Raw genomic sequence first — 16,510 nt, 5'->3', positions numbered from 1 at the left:
ATTTATTCTTTTACTACATTTTTACGCCACTTTTGACCACTTTTTGCAACATCAAGTTATTAACAAATTTATTAACATTTTAGAAAACAAAAGCACTGTTATTGAATCAGTTAGTTACTATTTTTTATAATTTTGGTTCAAAACAAATACGATATGACTGAAACTGGAACAGAACCTACCCGATATCGCGGATTTGAAATCCGTGCCCACAAAGTGAAATCATATATTTTTAACCCATTTTTAACTTTACAAAAAATGAAAAGAGAAATTCAATTGATATAGTGCGAGGAATTGTTATGATTATTATGGCATGAGACCACGTTCGTGATTTGATGCATATTAAATAGAGTACAATACTTTTAAGCATTAAAAAAATAACAAAGTCAACTAACCTAAAAATGACAATTAAACAATTAATCGAAAAAATAAATACTATTGAAAATGACTATTCTGTAGCGTTCGCAAAAAAAATAGATGGCGAGTTTAAAAGTGATTCGATTGTAATTATAGCGGATATTGATGAAGAGTCTGATGAAGATATTTGTAAAAGTATCATTGAAAAAAATCCTGAGTTCAACTATTTCTTAGAAGTTTTTTTAATTAAAGATTTGGTAGAAGATTTAAAAGATGACTTAAGTAATATTTGCGAATTAGTAAACAGAGTAATTTATTATGCTAAATACGATGCATAATGTTAAATTGCTCTACTATATAAATTATAATTATGAATTCATTTGAGATAATTTATGATTCCCACTCGTCCTCGTTTGCCATGATATCTGGTGCTCGTTTGCAACGAGTACCCAAGTAAATTAAAAAATAAATCGTAGCGTTTGTAACGCGGATCAGTAAAACAGAAGTATTTCTTAAAAACAAATACTTCTGTTTTTTATTTTGTATTGTCTCACAAATTATACCCCTCCGCTGGCGCGAGCGTCCCGCACTATGTCAATTGAATTTTCTCTTTTCATTTTTTATACAAGTTTAAAAATGGCTTGGAAATATATCTATGTGGTTTTTATAAACTTTCTCATATGCTAGCGCGAGCGTTCCGCTCGTGCCTACAAAGTTATCTTATCATAATTTCAATGTTTGCGCTTGTGTTCACGTGCGGGGAATTGTAATAATTATTATGGCATTAGACCACGTTCGTGATTTGATGCATATTGATTCTATTACCAAAAGACAGATAGAATCGATTTACAATCCGTATAAATAAATCAAACCAATTTTAAAAAATCCCATTTCCGAAAGGTAAATGGGATTTTTGCTTCTTGATATAAATTAAAATGACAATAAAACCTGCTTTTAATTATGATATTTTTATTTTCGGTAAACATCTGATATCATTTAAATTATAATTTAGGAGAATTTTTAATTCATTAAAATTCTTACATTTTTTTTCGTTATATTTGAGATAAGCCCCTGATTTTTGATTTCAAGATATTGATTTTTAATGTCTTGTGTGAAATATTTTTTTGGTTACGATTAATTACACTCATGGGTATATTTTAAATAAATTTTAATTTAAAATTATTTATTATGAAATTTTTCAATGTAATCTTTTTTAGCCTACTATCGATTTCGTGCTTTTCTCAGGAAGATACTTTAAAGATAAAAAAAGATAATCGATTCAAAGTAGCCGGTTCCGTTTGGGCAGACAGCTTTCTGAGTGTTCCTGGAGATTTCTCGGCAATGGGACATACCATTTCAAGTGACTGGAAAAGAACAGCTCTTTACACAGCAGGAATAATTGGTTTAATAGCTGTTGACAAGCAAACTACCGGTTTTTTGCACGATCATGTAGAACCTAATATTAATTATAGTCTGCCTGAAATTAAAAGCACAATACCTCATGTAATCGGGACCGACTCTTATATTGTTTATCCAATTATTGGGCTTTACGCCGGTTCCTTAATAATTAACAACGAAAAAGGACAGGTTGTTGCTGTTAATGCGGCTAAATCTTTAGCCTATTCTTATGTTATAACTCAAATAGTTTTAAAAACGTTATCATCAAGAAACAGACCTCAAAGAAAAATAAATGATGATAATCCGGTAGTGGAGCCGTGGACAAAAAATCCATGGGACTTTGGAGACTACGATAATATTCACTTTGGACACGGAGGTACTGGTACTTCATTTCCGTCTTTTCATGCGACCTCTTATTTTGCCGTTGCCAAAGTATTTCAAATGGAATACAACAACTATTGGATACCGTATACATTTGTAACTGCGGTATTTCTTTCAGATATAAAAAGCCATGAACATTGGGTTTCAGACTTGTTGGTAGGCGGACTAGTAGGGACAATAATAGGAAGATCTATAGTAATCAGCAGTCGTAAACAGAGGGCAAAAAAAGAATCTAATGGGCTTACTTACAATCCTAAAAAAAATACAATACACAAACAATTGATTCCTCAGGTTTCAAATTCTATGATTGGATTTCATTTTATTGGAACTTTTTAGTATCCCATTATATAAAGTTATTAAAACCAAACTTATATAAAATTACGTATCGAAAATACATAACTCCAAATTACAAATAGTAAACAGAATGAAAAAATAATTAAGCCAATTGTAATAAGAATTATTTTTTTATTTGTTTCGTCATGGTTTTGTAATAGATTAAGTTCCTGTCTTCCTCTTATTTCTTGATATTTATTACTCATGGGTAAGTGTATTTTATTGGCATTTAGTTATTTACGAAAAAAAATAGCAATAGGTTTTATATCTGGAGTAAATTAACTTTTAAGTCAAATAAAAATATTATTTTAGCGAAAGTACAAATTCATTACTGCTAAAATAGAAGCCTAAAGTTTTGTACTTGCCCTAATCCCAAAAACAAAACCTAAAACCATGAAAATCACGATTCCCCTATCGGTATTATTCCTGTTATTGACTACTAATTTACTCAGCCAGACTATTACTGATTTAAAGCTAACAAGCAAAGAAATTCCCAAAAGCTACTTTTTAAGCGATGGCAACAACTGTATTTCTATTCAGGCCTGCACTTTTTATAATGATATTGAAACTTACAGCAACATTGTTGGGAAGTTAAAGAGTAAGGCAATTCAAAGTTTTAAAAGTAAAACTGATAGTGGTTCAATTATGTATTTTGAATTCGAAAACAGATTCAAAGGCGATAGATTTCTGCAAGGATTGCTATGGGGAAAAGACAATGAACCAACAGATGCTCATCCAGAGGAGTATCTTGCAAAGGGAAACTTTTTGATTATCTGGAGCTTTCATCCGGATAGTACCATAAAAGAAAAATCAGAAACTAAAATTGATGCGATTTTGCAATAAATAACAAAAACTTTCACTCTGGCCCAGACATAATAATTTTATTTGCCTTACGGATTATAATGAAAGTAAGTAAAAAGTCATGAATTACAATTTAAATTCCGAAAGCGTTTAGCATTATATTGAGAGTCAAAATGAAAGAGGTAATTTTCTTTAACGAAAGCGCAGAGAATAATAATAAAATTGTAAAAAATGTACTGAATATGATTATTAGCACAGAAATCACAAAAGACATAGTTGTTGAAAGCTAAAAAAATATATTTATACCATAAAATGATACCTATGCAAAAAAATATTTTACTATTTTCTATCTTATTTTTAGTTTTTTCCTGTGGCGTAAAAACTACCCAATCCCTTATTAGTGATGGTAATTATGACGCAGCTATAAATCGCGCTGTTGAAGCATTAAAGTCCAACAAGGATTCTAAAGGAAAACAAGATTATGTGTATTTGCTCGAAGAAGCTTTTGCTAAAGCGAAGGATAGAGATTTGCGAAATCTTGAAATGAAGGAAAAAGAAAAAAATCCTGCCAATCTTGAACTTATCTATGACACATATGTACAATTACATAATCGTCAGGAAAAAATCAGGCCAATATTACCGCTTCAATTATTAAAGCAGGGGAAAAATGCTCAATTTATTTTTGATAATTATTCAGATCAGATTGTAAGCAGTAAAAATGCATTATCTAAATATTTATATGAAAATGCACAGGTTCTCTTAAAATCACCTAATAAACTTGATTCCAGAAAGGCTTATGATGATTTAGGTTATATAGAAAGTATAAATCCTAATTACATGAATGTTAAAAAGTTAATGGATGAAGCGCAGTTTAAAGGAACAGATTTCGTAAATGTTTACGCTATAAATGAAACTAATTTAGTTATTCCTAAGCAATTGCAAAACGATTTATTGGATTTTAGTACTTATGGATTAAATGACAAATGGACGGTTTACCACAATGTAAAACAAAAAAATATTTTGTATGATTACAGTGTGGTTGTTAATTTCAGAGAAATAATTATATCTCCGGAACAAATTAAAGAGAAGGAATTTATTAAGGAAAAACAAATTAAGGATGGTGTAAAAACACTTTTGGATTCAAGAGGCAATCCTGTAAAAGATAGTTTGGGAAGACCGATTAAAGTAGATAAATTTAAAAATATCCAAATCAATATATTTGAATACAGGCAATTTAAATCCTGTCAGATTATGGCAAAAATTGATTATGTAAGTGCCAGAACTAATCAATTGCTGCAATCTTTTCCGGTAGTTAGTGATTTTGTTTTTGAATCACTCTATTCAACCTACAAAGGCGATAAAGCTGCTTGTGACGAAAGTTATCTTCCAAATTTTAATAAAAAGGCAATACCGTTTCCTAACAATGAGCAGATGATTTATGATACTGGCGAAGATTTAAAAGTTAAGTTAAAAAATATAATTGTTCAGAATAGATTTAAAAATTGATTAAATAAGCTGTTTTAGGTATTCGAGATAAACGTGTTTAAGTAAGGATAAAACGGGGGTTTTAGGCGAGGTCTAATTGAAAACCAAATAAAAATTATTAACTCTTTTTTAACAACTATAATACAACAAAAATAGTCAGCAATTGTTAATGAAGTATATAAATTACAGAAGATGATTATAAAAAAAATCAGCACGTTTGTTATTTTTATTACTACTTTGATTTCATTCTCTCAGGAAAAATTTACGTTAAGTGGTACCATAACTGACTTTAAAACTAATGAGACCTTAATAGGAGTTAATATTTATATTCCAGCGTTAAAAATTGGAACATCTACTAATAAATACGGGTTTTATTCACTTACACTTCCAGCTGGTGAACATCAATTAGAGATAAACTATTTAGGATATCAAAATGTCGAAAAAATAGTATTGCTCGATCAGGATACAAAATATAATTTATCCTTAAACGAAAGTAATGAAGAACTTCTGGAGGTTGTCATTAAAGGAAATAGAAGCAAGGTTGATATTAAGTCTCCTGAAATGAGCATTAATAAACTATCTATTTCTACCATCAAAAAAATGCCTGTGGTTTTTGGAGAAGTAGATGTTTTGAAATCTATTTTACTGCTCCCGGGAGTTACAAATGCTGGCGAAGGAGCTTCAGGATTTAATGTTAGAGGAGGAGGAGCTGATCAGAATTTAATTTTATTAGACGAAGCTACCATATTTAATTCTTCACATGTCTTCGGTTTTTTCTCTGTTTTTAATTCCGATGCCATTAAGAATTTAAAATTATATAAAGGAGGAATTCCGGCACGTTACGGCGGCAGGGTATCTTCTGTTTTGGATATTTATCAGAAAGATGGAAATAGTAAAGAGTTTCATGTAAATGGAGGATTAGGATTAATTTCAAGCAGAATTCTTGCAGAAGGGCCAATAGTAAAAAATAAAGGTTCTTTTTTGATAGGAGGAAGAGCATCTTATGCACATTTATTTCTTAAATTGTCAGAGGAGCAAAAAAACAATGCAGCTTATTTTTATGATTTGAATACCAAGTTAAGTTATAAAATAAATGATAAAAACAGTTTGTTCTTGTCAGGTTATTTTGGTCGTGACGTTTTTAGACTGAATGACCTTTTTATGAATACTTATGGAAATTCTATTTTAAACTTACGCTGGAGCCATTTGTATTCAGATAAATTATTTGCAAATTTATCATTGATCTATAGTGACTATTATTATGGACTTGATCTAAATTTTGTAGGTTTCAAGTGGGATTCCGGAATTAAAAATTATACTGTTAAATATGATTTTGAGAACTATATTTCAAATAAATTCAAATTGAATTATGGATTAAACGGAATTTATTATCAGTTTAATCCCGGAACAATTAAACCTTTAAATGACGAATTCACTATTAATCCTCAACAATTAGATGAGAAATATGCACTTGGAGTTTCGCCTTACATTGATGCAGAAAGCCAGTTATCAAAAAAAATAACGGTTTATTACGGACTGAGATATAGCATGTTTTATCGTTTGGGAGCATCGACAATTAATTTGTATGAAAATAATAATGCAGTTGTCTTCAATTCAGATATGCAGATTTATGAAAAAGCGACACCAATAGACACAGAATACTATAAAAAAAATAGGGTTATTGAAAGTTATGATAATTTTGAACCACGTTTTTCAATTTCCTACCAACTGAACGATGAGCAGGCCATAAAAGCCAATTATAACAGAATGGCACAATATCTTCAGTTAATTTCAAATACTTCATCCCCAACACCGCTTGATGTCTGGATGCCAAGCGATACTTATATTAAGCCTCAAATTGCAGATCAGGTTGCTTTAGGGTATTTTAGAAATTTCAATGATGGCAGTTATTCTCTTGAAACAGAAGTTTATTATAAAAAAGTTAAAAACAGACTGGATTATATTGATGGTGCTGATTTGATTGCAAATAATGCCATAGAGCAGGTTGTTTTAAACGGAAGAATGAGATCTTATGGACTAGAAATCATGTTTAAGAAAAACGAAGGTAAATTAAACGGCTGGGTTTCTTATACACTTTCAAAATCAGAGCAGCAGACTCCAGGCAGGACTCCTGAAGAAACTGGAATTAATAATGGTCAATGGTATAGTTCAACTTATGATAAAACGCATAATTTAGCTATTACATCGTCTTATAATTTAAATGAAAGATGGTCATTTGGAACTAATTTCGCATTACAGTCCGGCCAGCCTGTAACATACCCAAACAGTCAGTATGAGTATTTGGGAATTACTGTTCCGGGTTATGGATTGCGAAATGAAAACCGTTTGCCGGCTTATCACCATTTGGATATTTCGGCCACTTTATCCCTTGAAAAAAATAAAAAAAGAAAGTGGAAAGGAGAGTGGGTTTTTAGTATATATAATTTATATAATCGCCAGAATGCAGCTTCTATAAACTTTCGCCAAAATGCAGATACCGGTTATAATGAAGCGGTAAGGACATCTATTTTTGGAATTGTGCCAGCTGTCAGTTACAATTTTAAGTTTTAAAAACCATTTTCTGAAAAGAAATAACATTAGAAAGTATGAAAAAAACAATTTTATTAATAGTGTTTTTTATATCCTTATTTTTTAGCGGCTGCGAAGAGGTTGTAGATGTCGATTTAACTACGGCTCCTCCAAAATTAGTAATAGAAGCGGCTATCAGATGGAAAAAAGGAACTTCAGGCGCTCAACAGACTGTAAAACTAACAACAACTACGGGCTATTTTGAAGAAGAAATTCCAGTAGTTACAGGAGCTGTTGTTTATATTAAAAATAGTGCCAACCAACAATTTAATTTTACTGAAGTAGCAAATTCAGGCAGATATGTTTGTACTGATTTCAAACCGGTAATCGAAGAAATTTATACTTTGATTGTAATTAATGACGGTTCTACTTACACGGCAAGTGAAACTTTAAAATCGGTGACTCAAATAACACATATTACACAGGAAAATGCAGGTAGCATTGCAGGTATTGTAGTTAGAGCTTTTTATAAAGATCCTCAAGATGCAGACAACTATTATTTATATAATTATGTATATTCAAATAAAGTTACTTCTACCTACTATGTGGATAGAGATGAATTTTATCAGGGAAACGAATTTTTTAGTGTTTCTGACGACGAAGATTTAAAAAAAGGGGATCAACTTGAAGTAACTCATTATGGAATTTCAAAGCAATATTATAATTATATGAATATATTAGTAGGTATTGCTGGCAGTAATGTAGGTGGGCCTTTTCAAACTCCTCCGGCCACAGTAAGAGGGAATATTATCAATACAACTGATAAAAGTAACTATCCTTTAGGTTATTTTTCTCTTAGTGAAATTGTAACTGCAAAATATACCATTCAATAATTCCATAAATGAAAGTCAGAATTGAAATCTTAACCGAGAAAAAACTTATAGGCAAACACATTACAATGTCTTTTGTCGATAATAAAACATTTCAGTTATGGAGTAGTTTTATGCCCGTGCGAAAAGAAATTAAAAGTTCTATTGACTCTAATTTGTATTCACTTGAAGTTTTTCCTGTTGAATATTTTGATCATTTTAATCCAAAAAATACTTTTGAAAAATGGGCGGCTATTGAAGTTTCTGATTTTGATGAAATTCCATCAGTTACGGAAGCTTTAATAATTCCTTCCGGTATGTATGCTGTTTTTATCCATAAAGGGCCCGCGACTGAAGCAGATAAAACCTGTCATTTTATTTTTACAGAATGGCTTCCAGATTCGGAATATAATGTTGACGACAGACCTCATTTTGCTGTAATGGCAGAAACATATAAAAAAGATGATCCGGATTCTGAAGAAGAAATATGGATTCCTGTAAAAAATAAAGTTTAAAATTATGCTAATACAAACGCTAAAATCACTTTTTAATCGTGATCTGAACAAGTTAAAAGAAGAAATCGAAGCGTATCAATCTGAAAGTCAGCTTTGGGTAATTGATAAAAATATTTCCAATTCTGCAGGAAACCTCTGCCTGCATCTAATAGGAAATCTCAACACTTACATTGGAGCTGAACTCGGAAAAACGGGTTATATTCGGGATCGCCCTTTGGAATTTTCAGCAAAAGATATTCCGAAAGCGCAGTTAATCAGTAAAATTGAAGAAACTATTTTAGTGGTAAACAATACGCTGGATTCTTTAAAGGAATCTGATTTAGAACATATTTATACCCAAATTGTTTTCGAAAAAGAAATGACAACCGGTTTTTTTCTGGTTCATCTTTCCACACATTTAGCGTATCATTTAGGGCAAATCAATTATCACAGACGATTATCTTAAAATACATTTGTAAACCAGAAATCTAAAAGCGTTAATCAATATTCAAAAATCCCTTTCTTTTGTACATTTGTACCACATTCAAAAATAATAATTCAGCATGTCATCACACCATATAGTTCGAGACGATCAGGAACCCGCTTTAATTATCGCTAATGGAGCTGCCTGCAATCCTGAATTATTAGGACAGCTTCTGGAATGGTCACCTCTTGTTGTTGTACTGGATTCTGCAATGGAACGCGTTATTGATTTAGGAATTAAAGTTGATGTACTTTTGGGAGATTTCGATAATGGTTTTGATCCCGAAATTTACAAAACCTCACAATATCCAATCGAAATTGTGTACACCCCGGATCAAAACAAAACCGATTTAGAGAAAGCTTTTGATTATCTGATCGATAGAAAAATTCCAGCTGTAAACGTGGTTTGGGCCACCGGAAAGCGTGCAGATCATACGATTACCAATCTTACCAATATTGTTAGGTATCGCGATTTACTAAAAATCGTAATTCTGGATGATCACTCCAAAATATTCTTGCTGCCTAATAAATTTGAAAAATGGTACACGGCAAAAACGCCAATTTCACTGATTCCTATTGGTGTTGTAAACGGAATTTATTCTACTAACTTAGAATATCCGCTTCAAAATGATACGCTAACAATGGGGTACAGAACAGGCAGCAGCAATTCTGTTGCTCAGGACGGAATGGTTACCATTACCCATAACAACGGCGATTTGTTGCTGATGGAATGCATAGACTAATAATTGAATTTTGAAATTGCCATTGCCATTGAATTCTATATTACTATTTGGTTTTATGGAGCATTTCCTGCTATCCGTTACAATATTTTATGCCAAACACTGGCACAAAATGATTTTCACTTCTATCAGGGCTCAGAGCAGTCATTTTCATAAATCGATTGAGGTAGGTGATAATCTTTAAATTTCTAAAATATTTACTTTGTATCTTTGTACCTTAGAACTATTGAAGAAATAAAATGCGAATTGATATTATTACGATTTTGCCGGAACTGCTAAAAAGCCCTTTTGAGGCTTCGATTATGAAACGTGCCATTGACAAAGGCTTGGTCGAAGTTCACTTTCATAATTTACGTGATTACACAACCAATAAACAAAAAAGCGTAGACGATTATCCATTTGGCGGAGGTGCCGGAATGGTCATGACAGTGCAGCCTATTGATGCTTGTATTACGCATTTAAAAAGTGAACGCGAATATGATGAAATTATTTATATGTCGCCTGACGGAGAAACTCTAAATCAAAAAATGGCCAATACCATGTCGATGTATGAAAACATTATTATTTTATGCGGACATTATAAAGGTGTAGATCAGCGTGTTCGCGATCATTTTATTACAAAAGAAATTTCGATTGGCGATTATGTTTTGTCCGGAGGTGAATTAGGAGCTTTGGTTTTATCTGATGCCTTAATCAGATTAATTCCCGGTGTCTTAAGCGATGAAACTTCGGCATTGACAGATAGTTTTCAGGATAATCTGCTTTCGGGACCTATATATACAAGACCTGCAGATTATAAAGGTTGGAAAGTCCCGGAAGTCTTAACAAGCGGTCATTTTGCTAAAATTGACAAATGGCGTGAAGATATGGCCTACCAACACACTAAAAACAGACGTCCCGATTTACTGGAAGAATAATGTTTTTTTTATAAAATGATTTTATTAGAATGTAAAACATTTATTATCTGATTAATTGGTTTTAAATTTTCTTTTTTTTTACACTTTTAGCTTTTTTTTCTTACATTTAAACTGTTGGAAATCAATAAAAAAACAAATTAAAACTTTAATTATGAAAGAGATAATAATAAAATTAAGTTTTTGCCTTGCCTTTTTAATTTCATCAGCAGGTTTCGCACAAGGATTGAGTAAAAAATCATTAGTGTCAGCATTAAATAAAACAGAAGGAGTAACGCTTGATGCTAAACAAAAAAGCAGTTATGAAAAGGCCAATAATGATTTAGCAACAGGCTTAATGGACCTGGATAAAAAATCATTATCAAAATCTGACCGTGATAGTAAAATTGACCGACTGTTTAATAAAAGAGATACAGATTTACAATCGTCTCTGGGAAAGGACAAGTTCATGGATCTTAATAAAAAAACGAATAAAAACATCAAACAATTACAACGAAAAGTAAAGTTAGCAAAACTTGTTATGTAATTAAAAATTAGAAAATTAGCCTTATTTTAAACTTCGGTAAAATAATTCATAATTTTCATTCATAATTTATAATTATTTTCTACATTTGCACCCGAATTAGACTAACCTCTGGCGAGATCCGTGAATGTTGCTCTATTGTAAAACCATAATTATAAGATATCATGGCAGATTTAATGAAATTCGTTCAAACCGAATTAGTTGCTAAAAAAGATTTCCCTGTTTTTGGAGCTGGAGATACTATCACAGTTTTCTACGAAATTAAAGAGGGTGAAAAAACAAGAACTCAGTTTTTTAAAGGAGTTGTTATTCAAAGAAGAGGTTCTGGTAATACAGAAACTTTTACTATTCGTAAAATGTCTGGATCTGTTGGTGTTGAGCGTATCTTCCCTGTAAACTTGCCAGCTTTGCAAAAAATTGAAATCAATAAGAAAGGTGCTGTCCGTAGAGCTAGAATTTTCTACTTCAGAGAACTTACTGGTAAAAAAGCTAAGATTAAAGATAAAAGAAGATAGTCATTTATCTCTTTGTTATAAAAAACTCGTTTCAGATAATTTGAAACGAGTTTTTTTTTGGGACTCATTTTCGAAATATCAAAACCGTAATTTTGTACTGCAAAAATCATTAATTTAATAATTTTAAGACTTCGAAATAATAATTTGTTAATTTCGGGATTTGTGTTGAAAACTACACCGTTTTCGGAGCGTTTTTATTATATTTGCTCCGCTCATTTTGAGCCGACTATACCTTGAAAATTGCTGATTCCGGCAATACGATTATAAAAAAAAAAAAAATGACACAGAATTCAAAAATTTTTTACACCTTAACTGATGAGGCGCCATTATTAGCGACTTATTCTTTATTACCAATTGTTCAGGCTTTTACTGCTACAGCAGGTATTGCTATTGAAACGAGAGACATCTCTTTAGCAGGTAGAATTTTATCTAATTTTCCTGAATCATTAACAGATGCTCAAAAAACAGGTGATGCTTTGGCTGAACTAGGTCAATTGGCCACTCAGCCTGAGGCTAACATTATCAAATTACCAAATATTTCTGCATCAGTACCGCAATTAAAAGCGGCTATTGCTGAATTGCAGTCACATGGTTACAATATCCCTAATTTTCCTGAAGATCCTCAAAATGATACTGAAAAGGAAATAAAAGCCAAATATTCTAAAGTTTTGGGTTCTGCTGTAAACCCGGTTTTACGTGAAGGTAACTCAGACCGTAGAGCGCCAAGAGCCGTTAAAAACTTTGCAAAAGCAAATCCACATTCAATGGGTGCTTGGTCTGCTGACTCAAAAACTAAAGTAGCTTCAATGGCGAATGGTGATTTTTACGGTAGCGAAAAATCACTTACAGTAGCTGATGCTAACGATGTTAAAATTGAGTTTACAGGTAAAGACGGAACAACAACAGTTCTTAAAGCAAGTACACCGCTTAAGGCTGGTGAAATCATTGACAGCTCTGTTTTAAATGTTAAAAAATTAAAATCCTTTGCTGCTGATGCAATTGCTGAAGCAAAAAAAGAAGGTGTTTTACTTTCTGTGCATTTAAAAGCTACCATGATGAAAGTTTCAGATCCAATTATATTTGGTGCTATCGTTGAGGTTTATTTTGCTGATCTTTTCAAAAAATACGAAGCCTTATTTAAGGAATTAAACATTGACACAAAAAATGGTTTAGGTGATGTTTACGCAAAAATAGCCGGAAGACCTGAGCAAGCAGAAGTTGAAGCTGCTATAGATGCCGCTATCGCAAACGGACCAGCTTTGGCAATGGTAAATTCTGATAAAGGAATTACAAACTTACACGTTCCTTCTGATGTTATTGTAGATGCTTCTATGCCGGCAATGATTCGTACTTCTGGTCAGATGTACAATAAAGAAGGAAAACAACAAGATACAATTGCTATTATTCCGGATCGTTCTTACGCTGGAATTTACACTGCAACTATTGATTTCTGTAAAAAACACGGTGCCTTTGACCCTAAAACAATGGGAAGCGTTCCTAACGTTGGTTTGATGGCTCAAAAGGCTGAAGAATACGGATCTCATGACAAAACTTTCCAATTAAAAGCAGACGGAGTTGTTCGTGTAGTAGATACAAACGGAAACGTATTAATGGAGCAAGCTGTTGAAGCAAATGACATATTCAGAATGTGTCAGGCAAAAGATGCTCCAATTCAGGACTGGGTTAAATTAGCTGTAAACAGAGCTCGTTTATCTGAAACTCCTGCCGTTTTCTGGTTAGACGAAAACAGAGCGCACGACAGAGAATTAATTAAAAAAGTAAATACTTACTTAAAAGATTATGATACAACTGGATTGGATATTCGTATTTTGAACCCAATTGCCGCAACCGAATTTACTTTAGAAAGAATTATTAAAGGATTGGATACTATTTCAGTTACTGGAAACGTATTACGTGACTACTTAACAGATTTATTTCCAATTTTAGAAGTAGGAACTTCTGCTAAAATGCTATCTATTGTTCCGTTAATGAATGGTGGTGGATTGTTCGAAACTGGCGCTGGAGGTTCTGCTCCTAAACACGTTGAGCAATTTACACAAGAAGGTTACTTACGTTGGGATTCTTTAGGAGAGTTTTTGGCTTTAGGTGCATCATTAGAACATTTAGGACAAACTTTAAACAATTCCAAAGCAATTGTTTTAGCTGAAACTTTAGACGAAGCTAATGATAAATTCTTAGCGAACGATAAATCTCCAGCTCGTAAAGTAGGTCAAATTGACAACCGAGGGTCTCACTTTTATTTAGCGTTTTACTGGGCTCAGGCTTTAGCGGCTCAAACTAAAGATGCAGAATTGAAAGCGATCTTTACTCCAATTGCCGCTGAATTTGAAGCTAACGAAGCTAAAATTGATGCTGAATTAATTGGTGCTCAAGGTAAACCTCAAACTCTTGGTGGTTATTACCAGCCAACTCCTGAATTGGTAAGTAAAGCAATGCGTCCTAGTGAAACATTCAATTCTATTTTGGCTAAAATAGTATAAGACAGCTAAATAGTATATCTAAAAAAGGACAATTGGAAACAGTTGTCTTTTTTTTTGTTTTATACTCTTATTAAATCAAAAAATTAAATTAGCCGTAACAAAATGATTTCCAATTGAGGTTTTGAATATTCGCCAACATTCAACAAATTGTTTAAAATAAAGGCTGAAATATCATTCGTGAAATTTGAGAATCATTCAATTAAATGTTTATAATTTTTCGGCTACAACAAAATACTTTTCGACTACAAGACTACAGCAGGAAAGCCTGAACTTTGCGTCATTAAATTATATGAAAATGAAAGTATTTGTAACAGGAGCTACAGGTTTTGTAGGGACAGCAGTAGTACAGGAATTATTAGGCGCAGGTCATCAGGTTTTGGGATTGGCCCGTTCTGAAAAATCAGCGAATAAATTGATTGCAGCCGGAGCGGAAGCACACCAGGGAGATTTAAATGATTTTGAAAGTCTGAAATCCGGAGCTTCCGCTTCAGATGCTGTTATCCATCTGGGATTTGTCCATGATTTCACAAGATTCGAAGAAATGTGTCAACTTGATGAAAAAGTAATTGAAACTATCGGTGAAGCTTTAATGGGAACTGATAAACCTCTTCTCATCACATCCGGAACAGCACTTTTTTCCAAAGACGGAATTACCACAGAGGAAGACCTTAATGCTAACAATCCACACCCGAGAATTGCAACAGAAAATGCTGCCGATGCTGTAGCTGCAAAAGGGATAAAAGTTGCTGTCATCAGACTGTCACCATCGGTTCACGGAAAAGGGGATATTATTGGTTTTGTCCCAACCTCAATTCATATTGCAAGAGAAAAAGGAATATCAGCAATCATTAATGATGGTAACAATTTTTGGCCGGCAGTTCACAGATTGGATGCAGCCAAATTATACCGATTGGCTTTGGAAAAACCTTTTGAAAGCGGCACAAGATATCACGCCGTTGCAGAACAAGGTATTCCATTTAAAGACATTGCAACATTTATCGCTGAAAGATTGCAGATTCCAGTTGTTTCCCTTACAAATGATGAAGCAGCAGGACATTTCGGTTGGTTTGCCCACTTTGCAAAGCTTAATAATCTGACATCAAGCGAAAAAACTAAAGCAGCTTTGAACTGGGAACCGCAACATTCAACTTTGTTGGAAGACTTGCAGGGCGATATTTATTTCCCTGAACTACAATAATCTGTATTTATATATTTATTAAATTTGATTAAATATTAAGCCAATGTCTGACACTCCGATAAGAATAAAAACCATCTCTCAATTTCACAGCTTACGGGGACTGCCAACACCAAAACATCCGCTGATAAGTGTAATAAATTTTGAAGATATGGAACAAACTTCAGAAATCGGAAAGCAGAGTTTGATATTTGATTTTTATATGATTTCCGTAAAAAGAGATATGGATCATAAATACAGATACGGTCAACAAGATTATGATTTTGATGAAGGTATCATGTTTGGAATGGCTCCTCATCAGGTTTTAGGTGTGATCAGAGAAGAAAATGGTAAAAACCCTTCCGGATGGATGATCATGATTCATCCTGATTTTCTTTGGAATACGCCTATGGCAACTGCCATCAGGAAATATGATTTTTTTAATTATTCGGTGAATGAAGCTTTATTTTTATCAGAAGATGAGGAAATAAAAATTCAGCAAATCACCGAAAACATCAAGCAGGAATATCAGACAAACATTGATAAATTCAGTCAGAATATCATCATTTCTCAGTTAGAAACTCTTCTCAATTATTCCGAAAGGTTTTACGAGCGACAGTTTATTACCCGTCAGAAAGCACATCATCAGTTTTTGGAAAGACTTGAAACTTCTCTTAATAATTATTTTGAAGAAAATAATCTCAAAGAACAAGGATTACCGAGTGTACAATATCTTTCGGATGAATTTAATATGTCGCCTCAGTATATGCGCAATCTACTGAAAACATTGACGGGACAAAACACCCAGCAAATTATACATGAAAAACTTATTGAGAAAGCCAAAGAAAAGCTATCAGCAACTGAACTTTCTGTAAGTCAAATTGCTTATGAATTGGGATTTGAACACTCCCAGTCTTTCAGTAAATTATTTAAAGCTAAAACGGATATTTCTCCTTTGGAATTCAGAAAGTCTTTCAATTAACAACCGTACTTTGCATACGATAATCATCATTTTG

General features: G+C 32.7%; 16 protein-coding genes. All 16 read left to right on the top strand.

What is annotated here, in order from left to right:
* Positions 1 to 398: 398 nt before the first annotated feature.
* The gene (locus tag ACEN2I_RS16755) at positions 399 to 692 is read left to right on the top strand and encodes a hypothetical protein (RefSeq protein ID WP_441767257.1); all 294 of its coding nucleotides are present in this window, start codon (positions 399 to 401) and stop codon (positions 690 to 692) included.
* An 850-nt stretch (positions 693 to 1,542) separates the two neighbouring features.
* Positions 1,543 to 2,469 carry a phosphatase PAP2 family protein gene (locus ACEN2I_RS16750; protein WP_441767256.1) on the top strand — a complete coding sequence of 309 codons (927 nt, stop codon included), beginning with the start codon at positions 1,543 to 1,545 and terminating at the stop codon, positions 2,467 to 2,469.
* Between the two features lie 390 nt (positions 2,470 to 2,859).
* Positions 2,860 to 3,309: a hypothetical protein gene (locus ACEN2I_RS16745; RefSeq protein WP_441767255.1), complete on the top strand. Its 450-nt coding sequence runs from the start codon at positions 2,860 to 2,862 to the stop codon at positions 3,307 to 3,309.
* Between the two features lie 279 nt (positions 3,310 to 3,588).
* On the top strand, positions 3,589 to 4,773 hold the full coding sequence (locus tag ACEN2I_RS16740) for a hypothetical protein (protein ID WP_441767254.1): 1,185 nt from the start codon (positions 3,589 to 3,591) through the stop codon (positions 4,771 to 4,773).
* 171 nt (positions 4,774 to 4,944) lie between these two features.
* Complete coding sequence (locus tag ACEN2I_RS16735) at positions 4,945 to 7,323, top strand: TonB-dependent receptor (protein WP_441767253.1); 2,379 nt, start codon at positions 4,945 to 4,947, stop codon at positions 7,321 to 7,323.
* A 35-nt stretch (positions 7,324 to 7,358) separates the two neighbouring features.
* Complete coding sequence (locus ACEN2I_RS16730) at positions 7,359 to 8,174, top strand: DUF4249 family protein (RefSeq protein WP_441767252.1); 816 nt, start codon at positions 7,359 to 7,361, stop codon at positions 8,172 to 8,174.
* Positions 8,175 to 8,182: 8 nt separating this feature from the next.
* On the top strand, positions 8,183 to 8,665 hold the full coding sequence (locus ACEN2I_RS16725) for a GyrI-like domain-containing protein (RefSeq protein ID WP_441767251.1): 483 nt from the start codon (positions 8,183 to 8,185) through the stop codon (positions 8,663 to 8,665).
* Between the two features lie 4 nt (positions 8,666 to 8,669).
* Entirely contained in the window at positions 8,670 to 9,110 is a 441-nt protein-coding gene (locus tag ACEN2I_RS16720) for a DinB family protein (RefSeq protein ID WP_441767250.1), read from the top strand.
* Positions 9,111 to 9,207: 97 nt separating this feature from the next.
* Positions 9,208 to 9,870, top strand: a complete 663-nt coding sequence (locus ACEN2I_RS16715; protein ID WP_441767249.1) for a thiamine diphosphokinase — start codon at positions 9,208 to 9,210, stop codon at positions 9,868 to 9,870.
* A 3-nt stretch (positions 9,871 to 9,873) separates the two neighbouring features.
* Positions 9,874 to 10,023, top strand: coding sequence for a hypothetical protein (locus ACEN2I_RS16710; protein WP_441767248.1), 150 nt, complete (start codon positions 9,874 to 9,876; stop codon positions 10,021 to 10,023).
* A gap of 83 nt (positions 10,024 to 10,106) precedes the next feature.
* Positions 10,107 to 10,784 (top strand): tRNA (guanosine(37)-N1)-methyltransferase TrmD, encoded by a 678-nt coding sequence (gene trmD, locus ACEN2I_RS16705; RefSeq protein ID WP_441767247.1) that lies wholly within the window; start codon positions 10,107 to 10,109, stop codon positions 10,782 to 10,784.
* Between the two features lie 151 nt (positions 10,785 to 10,935).
* On the top strand, positions 10,936 to 11,307 hold the full coding sequence (locus ACEN2I_RS16700) for a hypothetical protein (RefSeq protein ID WP_441767246.1): 372 nt from the start codon (positions 10,936 to 10,938) through the stop codon (positions 11,305 to 11,307).
* Positions 11,308 to 11,468: 161 nt separating this feature from the next.
* Positions 11,469 to 11,819 (top strand): 50S ribosomal protein L19, encoded by a 351-nt coding sequence (rplS, locus tag ACEN2I_RS16695; protein ID WP_441767245.1) that lies wholly within the window; start codon positions 11,469 to 11,471, stop codon positions 11,817 to 11,819.
* Between the two features lie 278 nt (positions 11,820 to 12,097).
* Positions 12,098 to 14,320, top strand: coding sequence for an NADP-dependent isocitrate dehydrogenase (locus tag ACEN2I_RS16690; protein ID WP_441767244.1), 2,223 nt, complete (start codon positions 12,098 to 12,100; stop codon positions 14,318 to 14,320).
* 295 nt (positions 14,321 to 14,615) lie between these two features.
* On the top strand, positions 14,616 to 15,518 hold the full coding sequence (locus ACEN2I_RS16685; RefSeq protein WP_441767243.1) for an SDR family oxidoreductase: 903 nt from the start codon (positions 14,616 to 14,618) through the stop codon (positions 15,516 to 15,518).
* A 43-nt stretch (positions 15,519 to 15,561) separates the two neighbouring features.
* The gene (locus tag ACEN2I_RS16680; protein WP_441767242.1) at positions 15,562 to 16,476 is read left to right on the top strand and encodes a helix-turn-helix domain-containing protein; all 915 of its coding nucleotides are present in this window, start codon (positions 15,562 to 15,564) and stop codon (positions 16,474 to 16,476) included.
* The last annotated feature ends 34 nt before the right edge of the window (positions 16,477 to 16,510 follow it).

It is taken from the genome of Flavobacterium sp. W22_SRS_FK3 (genome assembly GCF_052113665.1).
Classification (GTDB): Bacteria; Bacteroidota; Bacteroidia; order Flavobacteriales; family Flavobacteriaceae; genus Flavobacterium.
This window is presented reverse-complemented; position numbering and strand designations above follow the sequence as displayed.

Excerpts from the sequence above, each read along its gene's own strand:
- ACEN2I_RS16755 (WP_441767257.1), top strand. The coding sequence starts at position 399 with ATGACAATTAAACAATTAATCGAAAAAATAAATACTATTGAAAATGAC.
- ACEN2I_RS16750 (WP_441767256.1), top strand. The coding sequence starts at position 1,543 with ATGAAATTTTTCAATGTAATCTTTTTTAGCCTACTATCGATTTCGTGC.
- ACEN2I_RS16745 (WP_441767255.1), top strand. The coding sequence starts at position 2,860 with ATGAAAATCACGATTCCCCTATCGGTATTATTCCTGTTATTGACTACT.
- ACEN2I_RS16740 (WP_441767254.1), top strand. The coding sequence starts at position 3,589 with ATGCAAAAAAATATTTTACTATTTTCTATCTTATTTTTAGTTTTTTCC.
- ACEN2I_RS16735 (WP_441767253.1), top strand. The coding sequence starts at position 4,945 with ATGATTATAAAAAAAATCAGCACGTTTGTTATTTTTATTACTACTTTG.
- ACEN2I_RS16730 (WP_441767252.1), top strand. The coding sequence starts at position 7,359 with ATGAAAAAAACAATTTTATTAATAGTGTTTTTTATATCCTTATTTTTT.
- ACEN2I_RS16725 (WP_441767251.1), top strand. The coding sequence starts at position 8,183 with ATGAAAGTCAGAATTGAAATCTTAACCGAGAAAAAACTTATAGGCAAA.
- ACEN2I_RS16720 (WP_441767250.1), top strand. The coding sequence starts at position 8,670 with ATGCTAATACAAACGCTAAAATCACTTTTTAATCGTGATCTGAACAAG.
- ACEN2I_RS16715 (WP_441767249.1), top strand. The coding sequence starts at position 9,208 with ATGTCATCACACCATATAGTTCGAGACGATCAGGAACCCGCTTTAATT.
- trmD (WP_441767247.1), top strand. The coding sequence starts at position 10,107 with ATGCGAATTGATATTATTACGATTTTGCCGGAACTGCTAAAAAGCCCT.
- ACEN2I_RS16700 (WP_441767246.1), top strand. The coding sequence starts at position 10,936 with ATGAAAGAGATAATAATAAAATTAAGTTTTTGCCTTGCCTTTTTAATT.
- rplS (WP_441767245.1), top strand. The coding sequence starts at position 11,469 with ATGGCAGATTTAATGAAATTCGTTCAAACCGAATTAGTTGCTAAAAAA.
- ACEN2I_RS16690 (WP_441767244.1), top strand. The coding sequence starts at position 12,098 with ATGACACAGAATTCAAAAATTTTTTACACCTTAACTGATGAGGCGCCA.
- ACEN2I_RS16685 (WP_441767243.1), top strand. The coding sequence starts at position 14,616 with ATGAAAGTATTTGTAACAGGAGCTACAGGTTTTGTAGGGACAGCAGTA.
- ACEN2I_RS16680 (WP_441767242.1), top strand. The coding sequence starts at position 15,562 with ATGTCTGACACTCCGATAAGAATAAAAACCATCTCTCAATTTCACAGC.